This is a genomic window from Pseudomonas sp. TE50-2 (genome assembly GCF_040813665.1).
GTDB classification, from domain to species: domain Bacteria; phylum Pseudomonadota; class Gammaproteobacteria; order Pseudomonadales; family Pseudomonadaceae; genus Aquipseudomonas; species Aquipseudomonas soli.
In genome coordinates, this window is sequence record NZ_JBFNXN010000001.1 from 5,679,061 (window position 1) to 5,699,848 (window position 20,788).

Annotated in this window: 20 protein-coding genes; 9 read left to right on the forward strand and 11 right to left on the reverse strand. The window is 64.0% G+C overall.

From position 1 onward, the window contains the following. Positions 1-142: 142 nt before the first annotated feature. The 6 genes from rbsD to AAHK21_RS25700 all read right to left on the reverse strand — a co-directional run bounded on the left by rbsD (position 143) and on the right by AAHK21_RS25700 (position 6,108). Positions 143-547: a D-ribose pyranase gene (gene rbsD / locus AAHK21_RS25675; RefSeq protein WP_110704609.1), complete on the reverse strand. Its 405-nt coding sequence runs from the start codon at positions 545-547 to the stop codon at positions 143-145. Then, complete coding sequence (gene rbsK, locus AAHK21_RS25680; RefSeq protein ID WP_046855158.1) at positions 544-1,452, reverse strand: ribokinase; 909 nt, start codon at positions 1,450-1,452, stop codon at positions 544-546. The genes rbsD and rbsK overlap by 4 nt, the downstream gene beginning before the upstream one ends. A gap of 9 nt (positions 1,453-1,461) precedes the next feature. Further along, entirely contained in the window at positions 1,462-2,487 is a 1,026-nt protein-coding gene (locus AAHK21_RS25685; RefSeq protein WP_102682860.1) for a LacI family DNA-binding transcriptional regulator, read from the reverse strand. 4 nt (positions 2,488-2,491) lie between these two features. Further along, positions 2,492-3,484, reverse strand: a complete 993-nt coding sequence (locus AAHK21_RS25690) for an ABC transporter permease (RefSeq protein ID WP_046855156.1) — start codon at positions 3,482-3,484, stop codon at positions 2,492-2,494. Continuing rightward, on the reverse strand, positions 3,481-5,034 hold the full coding sequence (locus AAHK21_RS25695) for a sugar ABC transporter ATP-binding protein (protein ID WP_367858777.1): 1,554 nt from the start codon (positions 5,032-5,034) through the stop codon (positions 3,481-3,483). The genes AAHK21_RS25690 and AAHK21_RS25695 overlap by 4 nt, the downstream gene beginning before the upstream one ends. Before the next feature lie 126 nt (positions 5,035-5,160). Further along, positions 5,161-6,108, reverse strand: coding sequence for a sugar ABC transporter substrate-binding protein (locus AAHK21_RS25700; RefSeq protein ID WP_046855154.1), 948 nt, complete (start codon positions 6,106-6,108; stop codon positions 5,161-5,163). Positions 6,109-6,450: 342 nt separating this feature from the next. Here AAHK21_RS25700 and AAHK21_RS25705 point away from each other — a divergent pair, with 342 nt between their 5' ends. The 3 genes from AAHK21_RS25705 (at position 6,451) to AAHK21_RS25715 (ending at position 8,703) form a co-directional block, all read left to right on the forward strand. Next, the gene (locus tag AAHK21_RS25705) at positions 6,451-7,539 is read left to right on the forward strand and encodes an asparaginase (protein WP_367859036.1); all 1,089 of its coding nucleotides are present in this window, start codon (positions 6,451-6,453) and stop codon (positions 7,537-7,539) included. A 225-nt stretch (positions 7,540-7,764) separates the two neighbouring features. After that, positions 7,765-8,007: a DUF1654 domain-containing protein gene (locus AAHK21_RS25710; protein ID WP_046855153.1), complete on the forward strand. Its 243-nt coding sequence runs from the start codon at positions 7,765-7,767 to the stop codon at positions 8,005-8,007. A gap of 6 nt (positions 8,008-8,013) precedes the next feature. Then, entirely contained in the window at positions 8,014-8,703 is a 690-nt protein-coding gene (locus AAHK21_RS25715; RefSeq protein ID WP_046855152.1) for an endonuclease, read from the forward strand. 6 nt (positions 8,704-8,709) lie between these two features. Here the strand turns inward: AAHK21_RS25715 and AAHK21_RS25720 are convergent, their stop codons facing one another. Then, positions 8,710-9,135: a bifunctional (p)ppGpp synthetase/guanosine-3',5'-bis(diphosphate) 3'-pyrophosphohydrolase gene (locus tag AAHK21_RS25720; RefSeq protein ID WP_023631215.1), complete on the reverse strand. Its 426-nt coding sequence runs from the start codon at positions 9,133-9,135 to the stop codon at positions 8,710-8,712. Between the two features lie 268 nt (positions 9,136-9,403). Between AAHK21_RS25720 and AAHK21_RS25725 the strand changes: the two genes are divergently transcribed. Together AAHK21_RS25725 and AAHK21_RS25730 are read left to right on the forward strand one after the other, a co-directional pair. Next, on the forward strand, positions 9,404-10,816 hold the full coding sequence (locus tag AAHK21_RS25725) for a cytosine permease (protein ID WP_367858778.1): 1,413 nt from the start codon (positions 9,404-9,406) through the stop codon (positions 10,814-10,816). Positions 10,817-10,986: 170 nt separating this feature from the next. Then, entirely contained in the window at positions 10,987-12,339 is a 1,353-nt protein-coding gene (locus tag AAHK21_RS25730; RefSeq protein WP_367858779.1) for an SPFH domain-containing protein, read from the forward strand. Between the two features lie 117 nt (positions 12,340-12,456). Here the strand turns inward: AAHK21_RS25730 and AAHK21_RS25735 are convergent, their stop codons facing one another. The 3 genes from AAHK21_RS25735 to AAHK21_RS25745 all read right to left on the reverse strand — a co-directional run bounded on the left by AAHK21_RS25735 (position 12,457) and on the right by AAHK21_RS25745 (position 15,653). After that, positions 12,457-12,855 (reverse strand): hypothetical protein, encoded by a 399-nt coding sequence (locus AAHK21_RS25735; protein ID WP_367858780.1) that lies wholly within the window; start codon positions 12,853-12,855, stop codon positions 12,457-12,459. Beyond that, positions 12,848-14,245: a PAAR domain-containing protein gene (locus AAHK21_RS25740; protein WP_367858781.1), complete on the reverse strand. Its 1,398-nt coding sequence runs from the start codon at positions 14,243-14,245 to the stop codon at positions 12,848-12,850. Before AAHK21_RS25740 ends, AAHK21_RS25735 begins: the two co-directional genes overlap by 8 nt. A gap of 178 nt (positions 14,246-14,423) precedes the next feature. Then, entirely contained in the window at positions 14,424-15,653 is a 1,230-nt protein-coding gene (locus tag AAHK21_RS25745) for an acyl-CoA dehydrogenase (RefSeq protein WP_367858782.1), read from the reverse strand. A gap of 140 nt (positions 15,654-15,793) precedes the next feature. On the opposite strand from AAHK21_RS25745, the gene AAHK21_RS25750 reads away from it, so the two are divergent. Both AAHK21_RS25750 and AAHK21_RS25755 read left to right on the forward strand, forming a co-directional pair. Next, positions 15,794-16,735 carry a LysR family transcriptional regulator gene (locus tag AAHK21_RS25750; RefSeq protein WP_367858783.1) on the forward strand — a complete coding sequence of 314 codons (942 nt, stop codon included), beginning with the start codon at positions 15,794-15,796 and terminating at the stop codon, positions 16,733-16,735. 45 nt (positions 16,736-16,780) lie between these two features. Further along, entirely contained in the window at positions 16,781-16,999 is a 219-nt protein-coding gene (locus AAHK21_RS25755) for a DUF2970 domain-containing protein (RefSeq protein ID WP_094011402.1), read from the forward strand. Between the two features lie 304 nt (positions 17,000-17,303). On the opposite strand, the gene AAHK21_RS25760 is transcribed toward AAHK21_RS25755, so the two are convergent. Continuing rightward, entirely contained in the window at positions 17,304-18,380 is a 1,077-nt protein-coding gene (locus AAHK21_RS25760; RefSeq protein ID WP_367858784.1) for an ABC transporter substrate-binding protein, read from the reverse strand. 216 nt (positions 18,381-18,596) lie between these two features. Here AAHK21_RS25760 and AAHK21_RS25765 point away from each other — a divergent pair, with 216 nt between their 5' ends. Together AAHK21_RS25765 and AAHK21_RS25770 are read left to right on the forward strand one after the other, a co-directional pair. After that, on the forward strand, positions 18,597-20,249 hold the full coding sequence (locus AAHK21_RS25765; RefSeq protein ID WP_046855144.1) for a nitrite/sulfite reductase: 1,653 nt from the start codon (positions 18,597-18,599) through the stop codon (positions 20,247-20,249). Further along, a complete protein-coding gene (locus AAHK21_RS25770) occupies positions 20,233-20,727 on the forward strand; it encodes a DUF934 domain-containing protein (protein ID WP_367858785.1) in 495 nt (164 codons plus the stop codon). Before AAHK21_RS25765 ends, AAHK21_RS25770 begins: the two co-directional genes overlap by 17 nt. The last annotated feature ends 61 nt before the right edge of the window (positions 20,728-20,788 follow it).

Sequence of the window (20,788 nt, forward strand, 5' to 3'; positions counted from 1 at the left end):
TTGCTAGGGGGATGGATTCACAAGGGGCCGCTTCGCGGCCCTTTCGCCGGCAAGCCGGCTCCCACAGCGGCAGCCCGAGGTTGCGCCCGACCTGTGGGAGCCGGCTTGCCGGCGATCGAGGGCGCAAGCCCTCGCATTCGGTCTAGAAAGTGACGCCAGCCACCAGGGCAATATTGCTGTATGGCTTGCACTCCCCGGTGCGCACCACGGCCCGGGCCTGGCGACACAGGGTCTTGAAGTCGGCATGGCTCAGCACCTGGCGCTGGCCCAGCTCACCGCCCGCGTGCAAACGCTCGACCTCGGCCAACCCGGGCGGCAGGGCCTGGAACACTTCATCGGCCAGCACATGCCGTTCGACCTGCATCTCGCTCAGTACCACGCGCAACACGCTGGCAAAATCCGGGATACCCGGCGTCAGCGCCAGGTCGATCAGCTCGACGCCTGGCGGCACCGGCAGGCCGGCGTCGCCGATCACCAGGATGTCGCCATGGCCGAGCCCGGCAATGGTCCGCGACAGGGCGATATTCAGCAGCGGCGTCTTCTTCATGGCGCCAGCTCCTTCAACAGGGGAATGGACGGCTGCGCGCCGACCCGGGTCACCGACAATGCGGCGGCGCGCTGGCCGAAGCTGATCGCCTCGTCTTCCGACAAGCCCCGCGCCAGGCCGGCAGCAAAGCCGCCGACAAAGGTATCGCCGGCCGCCGTGGTGTCCACCGGCTGCACCCGTGGGGCCGGGAAGTGCCGGCTGCCGCTGGCGTCGACCAGCAAGGCGCCATCGCCGCCAAGGGTGACGATCACCTTCCCCGCCCCCAGTTGGCGTAGCCGCTCGGCCGCGCGACGGGCACTTTCCTGGTCGTTGACCCGCACCCCGGCCAGGGCCTCGGCTTCGCTCTCGTTGGGGATCAGGTAATCGATGTAGGCATACCACTCCGCTGGCAGCGGCCCGCTGGCCGGCGCCGGGTTGAGGATCACCGTGCGGCCCAGCTCGCGGCCGCGGGCCAGGGTCCAGGCCACGGTGGTGCTCGGCACCTCCAGCTGGCAGATGATCACTTCGGCGCGCTGCAGCAGTGCATCGAAACGGCTCACCGACTCGGGGCTGAGCAGGCCGTTGCCGCCGGGGATCACGACAATGGCGTTCTGGCTGGCGGCATCCACCACGATCAGCGCCACGCCGCTGGACACACCCGGGCACACGCTCACACCCTGGCAATCGATGCCCTCGGTGAGCAGCGCCTGGCGCAGTTGCTGACCGTAGGCGTCGTCGCCGACGTTGCCGACCATCGCCACGCTGGCGCCCAGTCGGGCCACGGCCACCGCCTGGTTGGCGCCCTTGCCGCCGGGCGCGGTGAAGAAACTGTCGCCGGTCAGGGTCTCGCCTCCCCGGGGCAGGCGCTGGGCGCGGGCCACCAGGTCCATGTTGAGGCTGCCGACCACTACCACCTTGGCATCCATGGGCATTCCTTAACGGTAATCGTTGAACAGGTCCGGGCGTGGCCCGGTGGATTCACGCAACACGATGCGCGGGGCGACGATGCGCTGTTCGGCGGCGCCGTCGCGGCGCGGCGTGACGATGCGCGACAGCAACAGCCCGGCGGCGCTCTCGCCCAGCTCGCGGATCGACTGGCCGACCGTGGTCAGCGCCGGGTACACGTAGCGGCTCAGTTCGATGTCGTCGAAACCGATCACCGACAGCTCGCCGGGCACGTCAATATTGCGTTCGGCGGCGGCACGCAGCACGCCGAAACCGATCATGTCGTTGCCGGCGAAGATCGCCGTGGGCCGCTCGCCATCGAGCAGGCGCGCCGCGGCGGCATGCCCGCCGAGGCTGGTGAAGTCGCTGTGCAGCACATGGCCCGGGGCAACGCGCACGCCGCCCTCGGCCATCGCCCGGCGGAACCCGGCGAGGCGCAGCTGGCTGACCCCGGTGTCCACCGGGCCGCCGATGGTGGCGATCTCGCGATGCCCGAGCTCGAGCAGGTGGCGGGTGGCCAAGTAGGCGCCCTGCTCGTGGTCGATCCGCACCAGGTCGGCCTCGACGCCTTCCAGGGCACGGTCGACGATGACCATCGGCGTGCGCACGCCGCTGAGGCTGTCGAGCAGGTCCTGGTCCTCGCCCACCGAGGCGACGATCAGGCCGTCGATGCGCTTTTCCAGCAGCACGCGCAGGTAGCTGCGCTGCTTCTGCGGGTTGTCATCGGAGTTGCACAGGATCACGCAGTAGCCGTTGCGCTCGCAGGCGTCCTCGATACCCCGGGCCAGCTCGGCGAAATACGGGTTGACGCTGTTGGGCACCAGCAGGCCGATGGTGGCGGTGCTGCGGGCCTTCAGCGAACGGGCCACGGCGCTGGGCACGTAGTCGAGCTCGGCAATCGCCGCCTCGACCTTCAGCCGCACGTGCTCGCTGACCGGGCGAGTCTTGTTCAGTACATGGGACACGGTGGTGTAGGAAATACCCGCAAGTGCCGCGACGTCTTTGATGGTTGCCATGGTTTCAGTTCCGCCGGTTCGCACGCCGGCTGCGATAAGTGTCGAGTACCACGGCGATGACGATGACCGCCCCGGTGATGATGCGTTTGGTCGGCTCAGAGGCGCCGATCTGGGCCAGGCCGGCGGCCAGCACCGAAATGATCAGCACGCCGAAGAAGGTGCTGATGACCGAGCCGCGCCCGCCCATCAGGCTGGTGCCGCCGATCACCACGGCAGCGATCACCTGCAGCTCCATGCCCGAGCCGGCATTGGGGTCGGCGGCCTCCAGGCGCGAAATCTGGAACAGCGCGGCAAGACCGGCGAGCACGCCCATCAGGGCGAACACCAGGATCTTGTAGGGGCGTGGGTCGATGCCGGCCAGGCGCACGGCCTCTTCGTTGGTGCCGATACCGATCAGGTAGCGGCCGAACACGGTACGGGTCAGCACCAGTTGGGCCAGCACGATCACCAGCAAGGCGATGATGAAGGCCGGGGAAATACCGAAGGCGATCGGGTTGGAGAACCAGGCGAAGGCATCGCCGATGTACGCGGTGCGCGAATCGGTGAACTGATACGCCAGGCCACGGGCCATCTCCAGCACGCCCAGCGAGACGATGAACGACGGGATGCGCCAGGCCACGGTGATGCTGCCGGTGACGGTGCCGGCCAAGGCCGCCACGGCCATGCCGAGCAAGGCGGCGGGCAGCACGCCCCAGCCCCAGCCGAGGATCGCCACGCTGACGGCCGAGGCCGCCAGGGCCAGTACCGAGCCGACCGACAGGTCGATGCCGCCGATGATCAGCACGAAGGTCATGCCCACCGCCAGCACCATCAGGTCGGGGATCTGGTTGGCCAGGGTGCTGAAGGTGGCATAGGACAGGAAATGGCTGCTCAGCAACGAGAACAGCACGATCATCGCCAGCAAGGCGCCGGCCAGGCCCAGGTAGGTGCCCAGGCCGAAATAGGTGCCGCTGCGGCGCACTGGCGCGGCGCCCGAGGTATTTGTTGTGGTTTTCATGCGTCCATCCTGGGGGCTGCGTCGTGCAGCAGGGCATCACGTTTCTGGTAGCCGGCGAAGGCGGCGGCAAGCAGTTGGTCCTGGGTCCAATGATCGCGCTCGAAGGTGTCGATCAGGCGGCCGGCGCTGAGCACGGCGATACGGTCGCAGATCAGCATTAGCTCGCGCAGGTCGCTGGACACCACCACCAGGGCCTTGCCCTGGCGGGCGAGCTCGGCGAGCAGGCCGTAGATGTCGAACTTGGCACCGACGTCGATGCCGCGGGTCGGCTCGTCGAACAACAGTACCTGGCAGTCGCGCTCCAGCCAGCGGCCGATCACCACCTTCTGCTGGTTGCCGCCGGACAGCTCGCCCACGGCCTGGGCGGGGCTGGCGCTGCGGATGCGCATGGCGCCGATCTGGCGCTCGGCCAGCTCACGCTCGGCGTCGGCGTCGAGCACGCCGGCACGGGACACGGCGCCGAGGTTGCCCAGGGCAATATTGGCGCTGATCGACTGGCTCAGCAGCAGGCCTTCGCCCTTGCGGTCCTCGGTAATCAGCGCAATGCCAGCCTTGACCGCCGCCTTGGGCGAATCGATGGTCACCGGTACCGGCGGCTGGCCGAGGGCGACCTGGCCGCTGTCGGCGCGGTCGGCGCCGTAGATCAGGCGCAGCAGCTCGGTGCGCCCGGCACCGATCAGGCCTGAGATACCGAAGATCTCCCCTGCCCTGACCTCGAGCGACACCTCGCGGACCTTGTCGCCACGGCTGAGCCTGTCGATCTTGAGCAGCGGCGCACCGATCGTGCGCTGGCCCAGGTCGATATGCTCGCCCAGCTCGCGGCCGACCATCAGGTTGACCAGTTGCTCGCTGTTGTAGCGCTGGATCGGCTCGGCGCACACCAGCTTGCCGTCGCGCAGCACGGCGATGCGCTGGGCCACCTGCTGCAGTTCTTCGAGGCGGTGGGAGATATACACGATGGCCACGCCGCGCTGGCGCAGGCGCTCGATCTGGGTGAACAGCAGTTCCACCTCGCGGGCGGTGAGCATGGCCGTGGGTTCGTCGAAGATCAGTACATGGCAGTCGCCGATCAGGTTGCGGGCGATCTCGACCATCTGCTGGTGGCCGATGCCCAGCTCGCCGACGGGGGTGTCCGGGTCGATGGCATCCAGGCCGACCTGGGCCATGGCCGCGGTGGCCAGCTGGCGCAGGCGCTTCTGGCTGATCCAGCCGAGGCGGCTGGGCAGGTTGTCGAGGAACAGGTTCTCGGCCACGGTCAGCGTCGGCAGCAGGTTGAGTTCCTGCATCACCATGCGCACGCCGAGACGCTCGGCCTCGGCGCGGCTGCCGGGGGCGTAGGGCTGGCCGCGGTAGAGCATCTGCCCGGTGGTGGGGATCTCCAGGCCGCTGATCAGCTTGGACAGGGTCGACTTGCCCGCGCCGTTCTCGCCGGTCAGGGCCAGCACCTCGCCGCCGCGCAGCTCGAGGGTGACATCGCCGAGCACGGGCTGGGCGTAGGTCTTGCCCAGGCCGCTGACGGCTAGCACGGTTTCATTGGCCGGTACTGACATGGCCATTCTCCTAGATAGACATACCCCCCTGTAGGAGCGGCTTCAGCCGCGATCACCCGCGAAGCGGGTGCCAGGCACCGCAGTGCCTGCATCGCGGCTGAAGCCGCTCCTACAGAGACCACTTTGTCACTTGGTAATCAGCTTGACCGGGGTCTGGATGACATTGTCGGCATCCACGCCGGGCTGCTCGCCCTTGAGCATCTTCAGCGCCGCCTGGATGCCGAACACCGCCTGCTCGCTGGCCGCCTGGTCGAGGGTGGCGAGCACGCGCCCGTCCTTGAGCATCGGCTCGATGGCCTTGATGTTGTCGTAACCGACCACCTGCACCTGGCCGGTCTTGCCGGCTGCGCGCACGGCCGAGACGGCGCCCAGGGCCATGCTGTCGTTGCCGGCCAGCAGCGCCTTCAGATCGGGGTATTCGTTGAGCATCGAGGCGGCAACGGCGTTGCCCTTGTCGATCTCCCAGTTGCCGGATTGCACCGAGACGATCTTCATCTGCGCGGCTTCCATGGCGTCCTTGAAACCGGCGGTGCGCTGCTGGGCATTGGTGGTGGTCGGCACGCCTTCGATGATGCCGACCTGGTCACCGGCCTTGAGCTTTTGCTGGGCCAGGTAGTCGCCGACCATACGTGCGCCCTTGCGGTTGTCCGGGCCTACGAACGGCACGCTGATGCCCTTGCTCTTGAGGGTTTCGGGATCGAGGCGATTATCGATGTTGATCACGATCACGCCCTTGTCCATGGCCTTCTTCACCGCCGATACCAGCGCCTTGGAGTCGGCCGGGGCGATGACCAGCGCCTTGGCGCCCGAGTTGACCATCTGCTCGACGATACGGATCTGCTCGCCGGTATCGGTCTCGTTCTTGATGCCGTTGGCGACCAGCTCGAATTCGCTGGCATGGGTTTTCTGATAATCCTTGGCGCCGTCTTCCATGGTGCGGAAGAACTCGTTGGCCAGGGATTTCATCACCAGGGCGACCTTGGGCGCCTCCTCGGCGTGGGCGGCAGGCAGGGAGAACATCAGCGACGACAGAACGGCGAGGGCCAGCGGACGGCCGGAAAACGGCAGCTTCATGGAAATGACTCCGAATCTTGTGGTTTTTATCGGATCGCAAACGTTTGCGGTGACTAACTATGTAAACAGGCCCCGCTTTTGTCAAATCCATTGCGTAGGCAGCCACGGCTACGCCGGTCGGATTATCCGCAATTTGTCCGAAAAACCGAACACATTTCCTTCGCTTGTTCGGTCAGCCGAACACCACGGGATCAGCTTGACCCCATGGTCGCTTCGAGTACCCCCAGTCGCAACAGGGGTTTCCAGATGAAATTCGACGAACGGTAGTTGCTGGTACGAAATCTGCCTTTACCCCAGTGCGACATAACGCACATCTCACCCAGGAAGAGAGAAGCAGTAATGATGAAATCCGCTATCAAGACCTTCGCACCGAGCGCCCTGGCGCTGCTGTTGGTACTGCCGACCGGCGTTTCCGCCAAGGAAGCCGCGCAACAACAGAAACTCGCCAACGTGGTCATCCTCGCCACCGGCGGCACCATCGCCGGCGCTGGCGCCAGCGCCGCCAACAGCGCCACCTACCAGGCCGCCAAGGTAGGCATCGACAAGCTGATCGCCGGCGTGCCAGAGCTGAAGGACCTGGCCAACGTGCGCGGTGAGCAGGTGATGCAGGTCGCCTCGGAAAGCATCGGCAACGACGACCTGCTCAAGCTGGGCAAGCGCGTCGCCGAACTGGCCGACAGCAAGGACGTCGATGGCATCGTCATCACCCACGGCACCGACACCCTCGAAGAAACCGCCTACTTCCTCAACCTGGTGGAGAAGACCGACAAGCCGATCATCGTGGTCGGCTCGATGCGCCCGGGCACCGCGATGTCCGCCGACGGCATGCTCAACCTGTACAACGCCGTGGCCGTGGCCAGCAGCAAGGAAGCCCGCGGCAAGGGCGTGCTGGTAACCATGAACGACGAGATCCAGTCCGGCCGTGACGTGAGCAAGGCGGTCAATATCAAGACCGAAGCCTTCAAGAGCCAGTGGGGCCCGCTGGGCATGGTGGTCGAGGGCAAGTCGTACTTCTTCCGCCTGCCGGCCAAGCGCCACACCGTCAACTCCGAGTTCGACATCAAGACCATCAGCAAGCTGCCAGCCGTGGATATCGCCTACGGCTACGGCAACGTGACCGACACCGCCTACAAGGCGCTGGCCCAGGGTGGCGCCAAGGCGATCATCCACGCCGGCACCGGCAATGGCTCGGTATCGTCGCGCGTGGTGCCGGCGCTGCAGGAGCTGCGCAAGGAAGGCGTGCAGATCATCCGTTCGTCCCACGTCAACCAGGGCGGCTTCGTGCTGCGCAATGCCGAACAGCCTGACGACAAGAACGACTGGGTCGTGGCGCATGACCTGAACCCGCAGAAGGCGCGGATCCTGGCAATGGTCGCAATGACCAAAACCCAGGACAGCAAAGAGCTGCAGCGGATCTTCTGGGAATACTGATCGGCATGCACCTCGGGCTGGTGTGTTGAACATACCGGCCCCTCGCGGGGCCAGCCCGCTCCCACAAAGTCGCCGCAAACTTGTGGGAGCGGGCTGGCCCGGCGATGCCTTCGATGGAACCAATCCCTCTACCACGGTCTTATACGGCTTTCATCCTACCTGCTGTTGCGAAATGGCTTACAGTGAAATACTGTATGTACATACAGCAAAACAAGGAACAGCCCCGTGGCCAAACCCGCCCCAGCGTCGCCAAGCAGTTATGAACTACTGGGTCAGCGCATCCAGAAGATCATCAACAGCCCCACCGCCCAGCGCAGCCGCGCCGCCCTGATCTTCCGCCTGGAGCACGAATCGCCCGACGACTGGGCCACGCTGCTCGAGGAAATCGCCGAGAACGACAACGTCACCCTCGCCCACCGCGACGATGGCGGCGTGCAGGTGTTCTGGACCGTGCCGAAGGAAGACTGATTGCACATGAGAGTTTCGCTTTTCGCTGCCTGCCTGCTGCTGCTCACCCCCCTCGCCCACGCCGACGCCCCGCGCACCTTCCAGGAGGCCAAGAAGGTCGCCTGGAAGCTGTACGCGCCGCAGTCCACCGAGTTTTATTGCGGCTGCAAGTATCAGGGCAACAAGGTCGACCTGGCGTCCTGCGGCTATGCGCCGCGCAAGAACCTCAACCGTGCCTCGCGCATCGAGTGGGAGCACATTGTCCCGGCCTGGCAGATTGGCCATCAGCGCCAATGCTGGCAGGATGGCGGACGCAAGAACTGCTCGCGCAACGACAAGGTCTACCAGCGGGCCGAAGCCGACCTGCACAACCTGGTGCCGAGCATCGGCGAGGTCAACGGTGACCGCAGCAACTTCAGCTTCGGCTGGTTGCCCGAGCAGCATGGCCAGTACGGCAGTTGCCTGACCCAGGTCGACTTCAAGGCCAAGAAGGTCATGCCACGCCCGTCGATCCGCGGGATGATCGCGCGCACCTATTTCTACATGAGCAAGCAGTACGACCTGCGCCTGTCCAAACAGGACCGCCAGTTGTTCGAGGCCTGGAACAAGACCTACCCGCCGCAGGCCTGGGAGCTGCAGCGCAACCAGCAGGTGGCATGCGTGATGGGGCGCGGCAACGCCTTCGTCGGCCCGGTCAACCTCAAGGCCTGCGGCTGAAGGCGCTCAGGCCAGCGTCTGCAGGTAGGCGCTGGCCTGCTGGTACCGGCACAGCCGGGCCACATCGGCCGGGCCTGGGCAAGGGATGCGCGAAAGGTCGCTGTTGTCGGCCAGGTCCGCCAGCTTCACCTGGCGCGCCAAGGGGTCCACACCCAGGCGAATGACGAACGCCTCGTAGCTCTCGCCCTCGCGCCGGCTCAGCGCCAGCAGCGCGGCGAGGATCTTCAGCGGGAAGCCTTCACGGGCGAGGTCGGCCAGGGTCAGCGGCGTGTCTTCCAGCACATCGTGCAACACCGCGACGATGCGCTGCTCGGGGGTGATCACCCGCCCCATCACCCGCAGCGGGTGAAGGATGTAAGCCGCCCCGCCTTTGTCGAACTGCCCTTCGTGTGCCTTGATGGCCATCGCGATGGCCCGCTCCAGCGTCGCCATGAGGCGCTCCCCCACTCAACCCGCGCACTAGACAGCATAGCCGTTGCGCCACGGGCGTGTTCACCCAGCGCCAGCGCGTCATGCCGGCGAGCTTGCGCCCCCCGCCAAAGCTTTTGCCAGCCTTAGGTTTTTTAAGGCTCATGAGCACAAATTTACTAATTTCTCGATACCCGCCCACCCCGCATCATCGCTCCAACAAGAACGCGTCGCCCCTTGCCGGCACGCACCCGGGCCTCCCCCGATGCCCCACCTTGCCTTGGAGTCAGTCATGACCAGTGCAGCCAATTCGGCACCCCTCATCGAGAAACACACGATCGGCTACGTGCCGCCGCAAGACCGCCATGGAAAGGTAAGGGATCTGTTCACACTGTGGTTCGGCGGCAACATCGCGCCGCTGCCCATCGTCACGGGCGCGCTGGGCGTGCAGTTGTTCCACCTCAATCTGGTATGGGGCATCGTCGCCATCCTGGTCGGCCATCTGCTCGGCGGCGTGCTCATGGCCCTGCATTCGGCGCAGGGCCCGCAGATGGGCATCCCGCAGATGATCCAGAGCCGCGCCCAGTTCGGCTCGCTCGGCGCCCTGCTGGTGGTGGTGATCGCCGGGGTGATGTACATCGGCTTCTTCGCCTCCAACATCGTCCTGGCCGGCAAGTCGCTGCATGGCGTGGTCGAGACGGTGCCGGTGTCCGTGGGCATCGTCATCGGTGCATTGGGCTCGGGCATCATCGGTATCATCGGCTACCGCTTCATCCACGTGCTCAACCGCATCGGCACCTGGGTGCTGGGCATCGGTATCGTGGTCGGCTTCGGTTACATCTTCAGCCACGTGCAGAGCGACGATTTCCTCACCCGTGGCGGCTTCAACCTGGCCGGCTGGCTGGCCACCGTGTCCCTGGCGGCGCTGTGGCAGATCGCCTTCGCGCCCTACGTATCGGACTACTCGCGCTACCTGCCGGCCGACGTGAAGGTTTCCTCGACCTTCTGGACCACCTACCTGGGCTCGGCCCTGGGCTCGAGCCTGTCGTTCATCTTCGGCGCGGTGGCGGTGCTGGCGATCCCTGCCGGGATGGACACCATGGACGCGGTCAAGCTTGCCACCGGCACCCTCGGCCCACTGATGCTGGTGCTGTTCCTGCTCAGCGTGATCAGCCACAACGCCCTCAACCTGTACGGCGCGGTGCTGTCGATCATCACCCTGGTACAGACCTTCGCCTACCGCTGGATCCCCACTGCCAAGAGCCGCGCCGTGCTGTCGCTGCTCGTCCTGGCGGCCTGCTGCGTGGTGGCGGTGTTCGCCTCGGCGGACTTCATCGGCCACTTCGTCGACATGGTGCTGGTGTTGCTGGTGGTGCTGGTGCCGTGGACGGCGATCAACCTGATCGACTTCTATGTCATCCACAAGGGCGACTACGACATCGACTCGATCTTCAAGGTCGACGGTGGCATCTACGGTCGCTACAACCCCCAGGCGCTGATCGCCTATGCGGTGGGTATCGTGGTGCAGATCCCGTTCATGAACACGCCGCTGTATGTCGGGCCGGTGTCCGCACACATCAACGGCGCCGACCTGTCGTGGCTGGTGGGGCTGGCGATCACCTCGCCGCTGTACTGGTGGCTGGCCAGTCGCGATAGCGCATATCGTCGTCGGCAGGTGGGTGCGAAGCTGGCGGCGGGCATCTGAAACCGCCGGGCTGACAATTGACAAGAGGACCCGCTGCGGCGGGTCTTTTGCCATTTTCAGGCATACCCACCAACCACCAAGAATCATCCTACATGGCAAGCGGACTCAGCTGACTACTCGAGGCAAAACCCCTTGGCGAGCATACGCACTTCCCACACAAGGAGTGTCCCATGCAAAAAATGTCTGCCCCTGATTTCACGATCCTGCGCAAGAACCGCAAGCTGATCGCCGCTATCGCCATTCCGGTACTAACCCTCGGTACCCTCGCCGCGCTGTTCAATGAAGTGTTCTTCTACAACGAAGCAGGCCAGATGACCCACGTACGCACGATCTTCGGCGAGGAAAAGGTGGTCGAAGACGTTGGCTACGCGACCAAGTGGTTCGGCCGCAGCACGGTCTGGCGCCGTACCATCGGCGTCCAATCCGCCCTGCGGGTGGACAACCAGGAGGACAGCCGCAGCGGGCAACCCTCGGTGATCCTGGAGAACCTGCCGATTGTGTTTCTCGGCAATGTCGATGCCAAGGCCGAATTCAGCACCCAGTTCCGCCTGCCGTCGGGCGATGCCTTCCTGAAGATTGCCCAGGAATACCGCACCCCCGACAACTTTCTGCAACGCGCCCTGCTGCCCGCCGTCAAGGAAACCCTGCAAGCCACGGCCTCGCTGATGAGCGCCGACGACTACTACGCCGGCAACCGCAGCCATTTCGGCGCCGAATTCGAGAATCAGCTGCGCAACGGCCTGTACCTGACCAGCCGCAAGGAGATACGCGTGCAACGCGACAACCTGCCGGCACAGACCGCCATACTCCAGTCGGGCACCGACCAGGGCAGCTTCGGCGACAACTCCGCGACCCGCTTCGTCATCGAGAAAAAACTCGACAAGGACGGCCAGGAACTGCGCAAGCAACAGCAGTTCCGCCTGTTCGGCGTCGAGGTCGTCGATGCCCGGGTGACCCACATCGACCCCAACCCCCAGTACCAGGAACGCATGGTGAGGGTGCAGCAGGCGCTGGCGGAGCTGGCCGTGGCCCGACAGAACCGGCTCAAGGAAGAGGAAGAGAAGGAACTGGTCTCCGCCCGCGGCGCTAAAGACGTCGAGGCCAAGCGCCAGGAGAGCCTGCGCCAGCAGATCGAACGCACCACCGAAGCCGAGACCGAGAAGCAGCTCACGCTGATCAATGCCGAGCGTGAAAAACGCCGGGCCGAGATCGACAAGCAAACGGCCGAGTTGCTCCGTGACAAGGCCAAGGTGAATGCCGAAGCCACCAAGATTACCGCCGACGCGGAAGCCCACGCACGCGAGGCCTCGCTCAAGGCCGACGGTGCCCTGCAGACCAAGCTCGACGCCCTTGTGCAAATCAACCGCGCCTGGGCCAACGCAGCAGCCCAGGCGCCGGTGCCCAGCGTGATGATGGGAGGATCCGACGCGGGCCTCGGTCGCCAGGACGAGATGAGCAAACTGATGAGCGTGCTCGCGACCAAGGCGGCGAAGGATCTGGTGCTCGATCTCAAGACGCCTTGAGTAAACACGCCCCGCATTGGTACCTGGAACTCTACCAATGCTGGGCGCGCTTGTCGGACCGACATGAGCATCTACGATGGGCAACGTTCGCACAACACGGCTAGTACAAGGAGACAATCAGGCGTGCTTGAACTGCACCAGGAGAGCAACGAAAGCCATCCAGATAAAAGCGGTAAGGAGGCAATACATACCCAGCTTCATGCGCCTTTTCAGGTAGACCGGAAAATCACGACTATCCTCCGGGTCCAGCCAACCCTGACGAATGCCTAACGCGGGCCAAAACATCCCGGCCGTCATGGCACTCACTGTCATCAGTCGAAACTTTAACGTCAGCGCGCCACCATTTCTCAGTTCCTCGCGAAGACCTTCACTTCGCTGCAAAGCTTCGCACATCACCCGGAAATGGCGCGAGCCTGCGATATGCAACTCAATTGCAAGCCCGGCCAGCCCAATAACGAATGGAGTGAGTAGCAACGCTATCCTCAGTTCTACAGGCCACCAACTCAAGTCAATCATAATCAACTTCGTATAATAACTCGCCTGCCCCTTCTCCTAGAAATTCCCCAAACTTCCCTGCACCAAGAGAAGAAGCACCGATTACTGCAATGCCACAGGTGGCCCGCCCCCAAGGTCCAAAACCACAGACTGCTTTAATGGCAAGTTTTCCAACAGTTCCGCCGACCATACCTCCCGCGACTCCTCCTAAAAAGCTGCCTGTTTCGGTAAACCGGACACGTTTACACTCTTCAGTTTCTCCCGCACGGCAAGCTTCGTAAATCTTCATGTAAGAGGACGTCGCCCCCAAGCCCACTGCCACATGCCCCCCATACTTCAAATATTTCGACATCTTCGCCACTTCATCCAAATGCGTCGCATACCCCGGTATCGCTCCCGGCGTGCCAGCCTTGGACCAGTGATGGACGAGGCTTTTAGTAGAGATATTCAAGCTCTTACGCAGGCTTTCATGACCACCGAGGTTCAAGTATTTGCCTAGAAATGCACTACGTAGCTGAGCATTCAATTGCTGATAGAGCGCTCGACGTGATTCGAAGAATTGCGGGCTATTGAGATGACCATGCAAGGTGAACTCGCGCTGATGCAGGCTTTCCAGCCCTTTGAGCGTATCTCCCACCTGCCCCAGCCCACGTGACAGCATGTCCTTGCCCACGCCCATGGATTGACTCGCACCATTGAGCACTCCAGCGATCTCGCCAATGTGCTGCATCATGAAGTTGGCCTCCTGCTCGTCGAGCTCGGCCAGTGCTTCCCGCGCCCGCTGCGCCGCAGCCATCAGGTCAGCTTCCTCGCGGGTGCAGGCGTGGTGGTTGTCGGGGTCACCTAGGACAAAGATTTCACCAGCCTTGAAACCTTGGTCGAAGGTAGGGTTCAGGCGCTGGATGCGTGCAATAGGCAGTGTGCTGTCCTGCGCCAACAACTGCGCCAGTACCTGAGGGCCGGACATGCTGCGGGGAACGATATGAAAACCGGGTTCCAACCCGACTTGCGCAGACGCGATGGCGCCAGGCATCTGTGCGTTGGCTTGGGCATGGAGAGTGCGGGCGCCGGGGACCGTCGCCGCGTTTGTCTGCCTGCCATGCATGAGATGACGGCATGGCGCCATTCCACCCAAAGGAGCAACCACCCTGTTACTGCCGTTCGGGCAGCCACAGGCAACCAGTGAACCATCCATCGCCAGTGGCTGACCGTCGGAAATCCACCCGAGGTAACCCTCTACAACGACGCCAGGTTGGCAGCAGAGCGGACATTCGGTAGTCGAGTCCCCGACCCGCAGGACCTTTCGCCCATCACAGATGTAACCCTCACCGCTGGCAATGCAGATTGCACCCGTGGTGGTGACATCGCCATCTACTGCCTGGCCTTTCCCGTCAAGACTGACGCGATACATGAGCAGGTTCCTTTTGCGCTGAAAGCTCAAGAACCTAACAAATGAAGTTCGCCCTGTTACCCGAGAAAAAGTGAAAGAGACATTTCCTACTTTGACTAGAGAAAAGTCTTAAAACCAACCCTGTAACCAGCCTGTTCAGGCGTGCAGCCTAACCTGAGCGGGCTGGTCACAATGCCCTTCAGTGCCCGCTACGCAACATTTCCTTCGGCACATACTTGCCAATTTCATACTTGCCGATCGCCGCCCGGTGCACCTCATCCGGCCCGTCGGCCAGGCGCAGGGTGCGCTGCATCGCGTACATGTAGGCCAGCGGAAAATCACCGCTCACCCCTGCCCCGCCATGGATCTGGATGGCCCGGTCGATCACCTTCAGTGCCACGTTCGGCGCCACCACCTTGATCTGGGCGATTTCGCTGCGGGCCACCTTGTTACCGACAGTGTCCATCATGTAGGCGGCCTTCAGGGTCAGCAGCCGGGCCATGTCGATCTCCATCCGCGAGTCGGCGATCTTGTCGACGTTGCCACCCAGCCGCGCCAGCGGCCGGCCGAACGCGGTGCGCTCGACCGAGCGTTTGCACATCAGTTCCAGGGCGCGTTCGGCCATGCCGATCGAACGCATGCAATGGTGGATGCGCCCAGGCCCGAGGCGGCCCTGGGCGATCTCGAAGCCACGGCCTTCGCCAAGGAGCACGTTTTCGTAAGGCACCCGCACGTTCTCGAACAACACTTCGGCATGGCCGTGTGGCGCGTCGTCGTAACCGAACACCGGCAGTGGGCGGACGATCTTCACGCCGGCCGCGTCGGTGGGCACCAGGATCATCGAGTGCTGTTGATGACGCTGGCCGTCGGGGTTGGACAGGCCCATGAAGATCATCACCTTGCAGCGCGGGTCGCAGGCGCCGGAGGTCCACCACTTGCGGCCGTTGATCACCCACTCGTCACCGTCGCGCACGGCGGTGGCGGCCATGTTGGTGGCATCCGAAGAGGCCACGTCGGGCTCGGTCATGGCGAACGCCGAGCGGATCTCGCCACGCAGCAGCGGCTCGAGCCACTGGCGCTTCTGCGCCTCGCTGCCGTAGCGCACCAGCACTTCCATGTTGCCGGTGTCCGGCGCCGAGCAGTTGAACGGCTCGGGCCCCAGCAGCGAACGGCCCATGATCTCGGCCAACGGCGCGTACTCAAGGTTGCTCAGCCCTGCGCCATATTCGGATTCGGGCAGGAACAGGTTCCACAGCCCTTCCTCGCGGGCCTTGGCCTTGAGCTCCTCCATGATCGCGGTAGGCTGCCAGCGGTCGCCCTCGGCAACCTGGCGCTCGAACACCGGCTCGGCCGGGTAGACGTATGCATCCATGAATGCGCTGACGCGCTCGCGCAGTGCCTGGACCTTGGGCGAATAGGCGAAATCCATCGGGGCTACCTTCCGTCAATGAAGAACATGGACCTGAGCCTAGAACAGCCACCCTTCATCCACCTAGTCTATTTTCTTCGTGTATAAACATTCATAACCAATATATGATCGATCCATAACTCCAACAAAGAGCGGCGCCCATGAACCTCAGCAAGGTCGACCTCAACCTGTTCATCGTCTTCGACGCGATCTACACCGAAGCCAACCTGACCCGCGCCGGGCAGATCGTCGGCATCACCCAGCCGGCGGTGTCCAATGCCCTGTCACGCCTGCGCGAGACGTTCAACGACCCGCTGTTCGTGCGCACCGCCCAGGGCATGGTGCCCACGCCCATGGCCCAGAACATCATCGGCCCGGTACGCAACGCGCTGTCGCTGCTGCGCACCTCGGTACAGGAAAGCCGCATCTTCACCCCGCTGCAGGCGAGCAAAACCTTCCGCATCAGCATGACCGACCTCACCGAGGCGGTGATCCTGCCGCCGCTGTTCCAGCGCCTGCGGCGGCTCGCCCCGGCGCTAGTGATCGAGAGTTTCCTGTGCAAGCGCCGCGAAACTACCAAGGAACTGGCCGCCGGACGCCTGGACTTCGCCGTCGACGCGCCGCTGAACACCGACCCGCAGGTGCGTCACGTCAAGCTCATGCAGGACCGCTACGTCTGCGCCATGCGCCCCGGCCACCCCCAGGCCGACAGCAAGCTGACCCTGGACAACTACCTGGCCATGACCCACATCCATATCTCCAGCCGCCGCAACGGCCTGGGCTATGTGGACCTGGCCCTGGGCAAGATGGGCGTGCAGCGCCGTGTCGCCCTGCGTTCGCAGCACTACCTGATGGCCTCCCAGGTACTGCAGCAGACCGACATGGTCATGACCGTGCCCGAGCGTTTCGCCCGCCGCCACCAGTTGCGCCACCAACCGCTGCCGGTGGAGGTACCGGCGCTGGAGACCCACCTCTATTGGCACGAAAGCACCGACCAGGACCCAGCCAACCGCTGGATGCGCGAGCAGATCATCGAATTGTGCGAGCGGGTGGTGGCCCAGGACGGCCAGGAGCAGGCAAGCCCGGCAATCGCATCGGCCTGAGTCGCCTACACTGTCGGTGATTGCCTCTGAACCCAGGAGCCACTCATGGACGACAGCCAACACGGCAAGCCACCGACCTTCTGGCAGATGCTGCAGAGCATCCTTGCCGCGGCGTTTGGCGTGCAAAGCGGCAAGAACCGCGCCCGCGACTTCACCTACGGCAAGGCCAGCCATTTCATCGTGATGGGAACAGTGTTCACGCTGATCTTCATCTTCGTGCTGATCGGCCTGGTGCAGTTGGCGATGCACCTGACGGCGCGCTGATCGCAGGGTAAATCCGCCAATACTGCTTGCCAAAACGCAATCCGCCCGCGGATATCCCTTCCGCGGGCGGTTCAGGTGTTTCTCACGGTCTTGAGCAGTTATCCGCTATTGATGGCTGACCCAGTACACCGCGGTGACCACCACCAGCACGATCAGACACAGGATCGCCCAGGCATCGACACTGCTGTCAGCTTTGCGGACCTTGGTAGAGTTTCCCATTGCATTGCCTCTTGTAGTGGTTATGGGAATGCACTTCACAAGCAGCAGTTAAGTCCAGCAATGCCCTTCGCTCAAGCAGGGTCTTTCAATACTCGACGGGTGACGTGAGAAACGGGTAGCGGAAATCCGCCGGCCGCCCTTCGGCACTGAAACGGTGGAAGTCGATACCGTGGCCATCCTGCTCCAGCAGCTTGAGCCAGCGCCTGGCCTTGGCCGGGTCGATCAGTTGCAGCGCGGGCGCGCTGTGCTCGCGCTGGCCGTCGCGGTCCACCGCCAGCCCCTGGGCATCGTCATGCAGCATGACCATGGCCCAGCCACCCAAGGTGAAATGCCCACCCATGAGCACGCTCAAACGCCCGTCGATTCGCGCGCGCAGGGCCTCGGGCGAGCTGTTGACCGCGCTGAACAGGGCATCGCGCCCCGGCACCTTGCCCAACGCCTCGAACGCCTGCATGGCACCGAACGCCATCTGGTCGTTGGCCGACCACACCAGGCGGGTGTCGGGGTAGCGCTCGAGCAGCATCTGCGCCTGTTCGAAGGCACGCTGGCGGCTCCAGCCGCCGTACACCACCTGGCGCAGGCGCACCTGGGGGAACTCGGCCAGTGCCCGGCGCATGCCCTGCACGCGCAACTGCGAGGCCGGCGTGGTCTTGACCCCGGCGAAGGCCAGCAGGTCGACCGGCCCGGCTGCGGCGGGCAATTGCGCCGCCAGCGCCTTGAGCATCTGGTAACCCGCCTCCTCGTCGTTGCTGACCAATGTGCCGAGCACTTCAGGATACTTGTCCGGCTGCGCCTGGACGCTGTGTGCCTGGCTGTCGGTGAGGCCGTTGTTGACCAGGAACAGCTTGACCCCGGTCCCCCGCGACAGGCGGATGATCTCGGGGGCGATATACAGTTCGTTGACCAGCACCAGGTAGTCTGGACGCTGCGGTCCTTGCAGCGCCTCCCGAGCCTGGTTCAGCGCAAGGTCGGCGCGACGCTCGCTGTACTGCACGCGCAAGGTCATGCCCAGGTCGCTGGCGGCGGCCTGCATGAAGCGTGAATAGTCGACCCAGAACGTTTCATCGGAATAGCCCGGGTTGAGAAATACCACCGAAGCGGCCTGCGCGCTCGCTGCCAGTGGCAGGCTCAGGCACAGGCTCTGGCACAAGGCCTTGAGCATGCTGTTACATCCCTGCGAAGCAAACCCCGGATTATAGCCCTGCGATGTACCGCAGCGGACAAATGCCAGTCAGTCTCACTTAGTCCAAATGGTTCTTTTCATATGCAAAAACATCACTTTAGCGCATAAACCCACTCTGCTATCGTTCCTCCGCTCCGCCCCGGAGTGCGCGGCCGTGCGCGCGATTAGCTGCATGCAGCCTGAGACAGGACTTATATGTACGTATACGACGAGTACGATCAGCGGATCATCGAGGACCGCGTCAAGCAGTTCCGTGATCAGACCCGCCGCTACCTGGCCGGTGAGCTGAGCGAAGAAGAATTCCGCCCTCTGCGCCTGCAGAACGGCCTGTATATCCAACGTTTCGCGCCGATGTTGCGAGTCGCCGTGCCCTATGGCCAGCTGAACGCACGTCAGACCCGCATGCTGGCGAAGATCGCCCGCGACTACGACAAGGGCTACGCGCACATCAGTACGCGCCAGAACGTGCAGTACAACTGGCCGGCGCTCGAAGACATCCCCGAGATCCTCGCCGAGCTGGCCACCGTGCAGATGCACGCGATCCAGACCAGCGGCAACTGCCTGCGCAACGTCACCACCGACCAGTTCGCCGGTGTCGCCGCCGACGAGTTGGTCGACCCGCGCCCGTGGTGCGAGATCGTCCGCCAGTGGACCACCTTCCACCCGGAATTCGCCTACCTGCCACGCAAGTTCAAGATCGCCGTCAACGGTTCGAGCGACGACCGCGCCGCCATCGAGGTGCACGACATCGGCCTGGAGCCGGTGCGCAACGCCGCAGGCGAACTGGGCTTCCGCGTATTGGTCGGTGGCGGCCTGGGCCGTACCCCGGTGATCGGCGCGTTCATCAACGAGTTCCTGCCCTGGCAGGACCTGCTCAGCTACCTGGACGCCATCCTGCGCGTGTACAACCGTTACGGTCGTCGTGACAACAAGTACAAGGCGCGGATCAAGATCCTGGTCAAGGCCCTCACCCCGGAAGTGTTCGCCGAGAAGGTCGAGGCCGAGATGGTCCACCTGCGTGGCGGCAACACCACCCTGACCGAGGCCGAAGTACAGCGCGTCGCCCGCCACTTCGTCGACCCCGAGTACCTGGCCCTGGACAACACCGACTTCAGCGCGCTGGACGCCGAGCACCCGGGCTTTGCCCGCTGGCGCTCGCGCAACACCCGCGCGCACAAGAAGCCGGGCTATGTTGCCGTGACCCTGTCGCTCAAGCCCACCGGCGTCGCCCCGGGCGACCTGACCGACAAGCAGCTGGACGCGGTAGCCGACCTGGCCGAGCGCTACAGCTTCGGCTACCTGCGCACCTCCCACGAGCAGAACATCATCCTCGCCGACGTCGAGCAGCGTCAGCTGCACGCGCTGTGGCTGGAACTGCGCGAGCAAGGCTTCGCCACCCCGAACATCGGCCTGCTGACCGACATCATCTGCTGCCCGGGCGGTGACTTCTGCTCGCTGGCCAACGCCAAGTCGATCCCGATCGCCGAATCCATCCAGCGCCGCTTCGACGACCTGGACTACCTGTTCGACATCGGCGAGCTCGACCTGAACATCTCCGGCTGCATGAACGCCTGCGGCCACCACCACGTCGGCCACATCGGCATCCTTGGCGTGGACAAGAAGGGTGAGGAGTTCTACCAGGTCTCGCTGGGCGGCAATGCCGCGCGCGACGCCAGCCTGGGCAAGATCCTCGGCCCCTCCTTCGCCCAGGACGACATGGCCGACGTGATCGAGAAGCTGATCAATGTGTACGTCGAGCGGCGCACCGAAGACGAGCGCTTCATCGACACCTACCAGCGGATCGGCATCGACCCCTTCAAGGAACGCGTCTATGCAGCGAATCATTAAGAACAACCAGATCGTCGACGAAACCTGGCACCTGCTGCCCAAGGACGTCTCGATCGACGAACTGACCAACTGCGACGACTACATTGTGCCGCTGCAGCTGTGGCGCGACCATCCGAGCCTGCTCAAGGCCCGCGACGGCGGCCTGGGCATCTGGCTGGACAGCGACGAAGAAGCCGAGGAAATCGGCGAGCACGTCGAGCACTTCCAGGTGATCGCCCTGAACTTCCCGGCCTTCACCGACGGGCGCAGCTACTCCAATGCGCGCCTGCTGCGTGACCGCTACAAGTTCAAGGGCGAGCTGCGCGCCATTGGCGACGTGCTGCGCGACCAGCTGTTCTACATGGCCCGCTGCGGTTTCGACGCGTTCGCCATCCGTCCCGACAAGGACCCGGAAGACGCGCTGCAGAGTCTGAAGGACTTCTCGGTGACCTACCAGGGCGCCACCGACGAACCGCTGCCGCTGTTCCGCCGCCGCTGATCGTCGCCTGCCGCATTGAACGGCCCGCCTTATGGCGGGCCGTTTCATTTGCGGATCGGCT

Coding starts and splice junctions, on each gene's coding strand:
- AAHK21_RS25730 (WP_367858779.1), top strand. CDS start 10,987: ATGCAAAAAATGTCTGCCCCTGATTTCACGATCCTGCGCAAGAACCGC.
- AAHK21_RS25685 (WP_102682860.1), bottom strand. CDS start 2,487: ATGGCAACCATCAAAGACGTCGCGGCACTTGCGGGTATTTCCTACACC.
- AAHK21_RS25770 (WP_367858785.1), top strand. CDS start 20,233: ATGCAGCGAATCATTAAGAACAACCAGATCGTCGACGAAACCTGGCAC.
- AAHK21_RS25695 (WP_367858777.1), bottom strand. CDS start 5,034: ATGTCAGTACCGGCCAATGAAACCGTGCTAGCCGTCAGCGGCCTGGGC.
- AAHK21_RS25740 (WP_367858781.1), bottom strand. CDS start 14,245: ATGTATCGCGTCAGTCTTGACGGGAAAGGCCAGGCAGTAGATGGCGAT.
- AAHK21_RS25750 (WP_367858783.1), top strand. CDS start 15,794: ATGAACCTCAGCAAGGTCGACCTCAACCTGTTCATCGTCTTCGACGCG.
- AAHK21_RS25705 (WP_367859036.1), top strand. CDS start 6,451: ATGAAATCCGCTATCAAGACCTTCGCACCGAGCGCCCTGGCGCTGCTG.
- AAHK21_RS25720 (WP_023631215.1), bottom strand. CDS start 9,135: ATGGCGACGCTGGAGCGGGCCATCGCGATGGCCATCAAGGCACACGAA.
- AAHK21_RS25735 (WP_367858780.1), bottom strand. CDS start 12,855: ATGATTGACTTGAGTTGGTGGCCTGTAGAACTGAGGATAGCGTTGCTA.
- AAHK21_RS25755 (WP_094011402.1), top strand. CDS start 16,781: ATGGACGACAGCCAACACGGCAAGCCACCGACCTTCTGGCAGATGCTG.
- AAHK21_RS25760 (WP_367858784.1), bottom strand. CDS start 18,380: ATGCTCAAGGCCTTGTGCCAGAGCCTGTGCCTGAGCCTGCCACTGGCA.
- AAHK21_RS25765 (WP_046855144.1), top strand. CDS start 18,597: ATGTACGTATACGACGAGTACGATCAGCGGATCATCGAGGACCGCGTC.
- rbsD (WP_110704609.1), bottom strand. CDS start 547: ATGAAGAAGACGCCGCTGCTGAATATCGCCCTGTCGCGGACCATTGCC.
- AAHK21_RS25700 (WP_046855154.1), bottom strand. CDS start 6,108: ATGAAGCTGCCGTTTTCCGGCCGTCCGCTGGCCCTCGCCGTTCTGTCG.
- AAHK21_RS25715 (WP_046855152.1), top strand. CDS start 8,014: ATGAGAGTTTCGCTTTTCGCTGCCTGCCTGCTGCTGCTCACCCCCCTC.
- AAHK21_RS25745 (WP_367858782.1), bottom strand. CDS start 15,653: ATGGATTTCGCCTATTCGCCCAAGGTCCAGGCACTGCGCGAGCGCGTC.
- rbsK (WP_046855158.1), bottom strand. CDS start 1,452: ATGGATGCCAAGGTGGTAGTGGTCGGCAGCCTCAACATGGACCTGGTG.
- AAHK21_RS25725 (WP_367858778.1), top strand. CDS start 9,404: ATGACCAGTGCAGCCAATTCGGCACCCCTCATCGAGAAACACACGATC.
- AAHK21_RS25690 (WP_046855156.1), bottom strand. CDS start 3,484: ATGAAAACCACAACAAATACCTCGGGCGCCGCGCCAGTGCGCCGCAGC.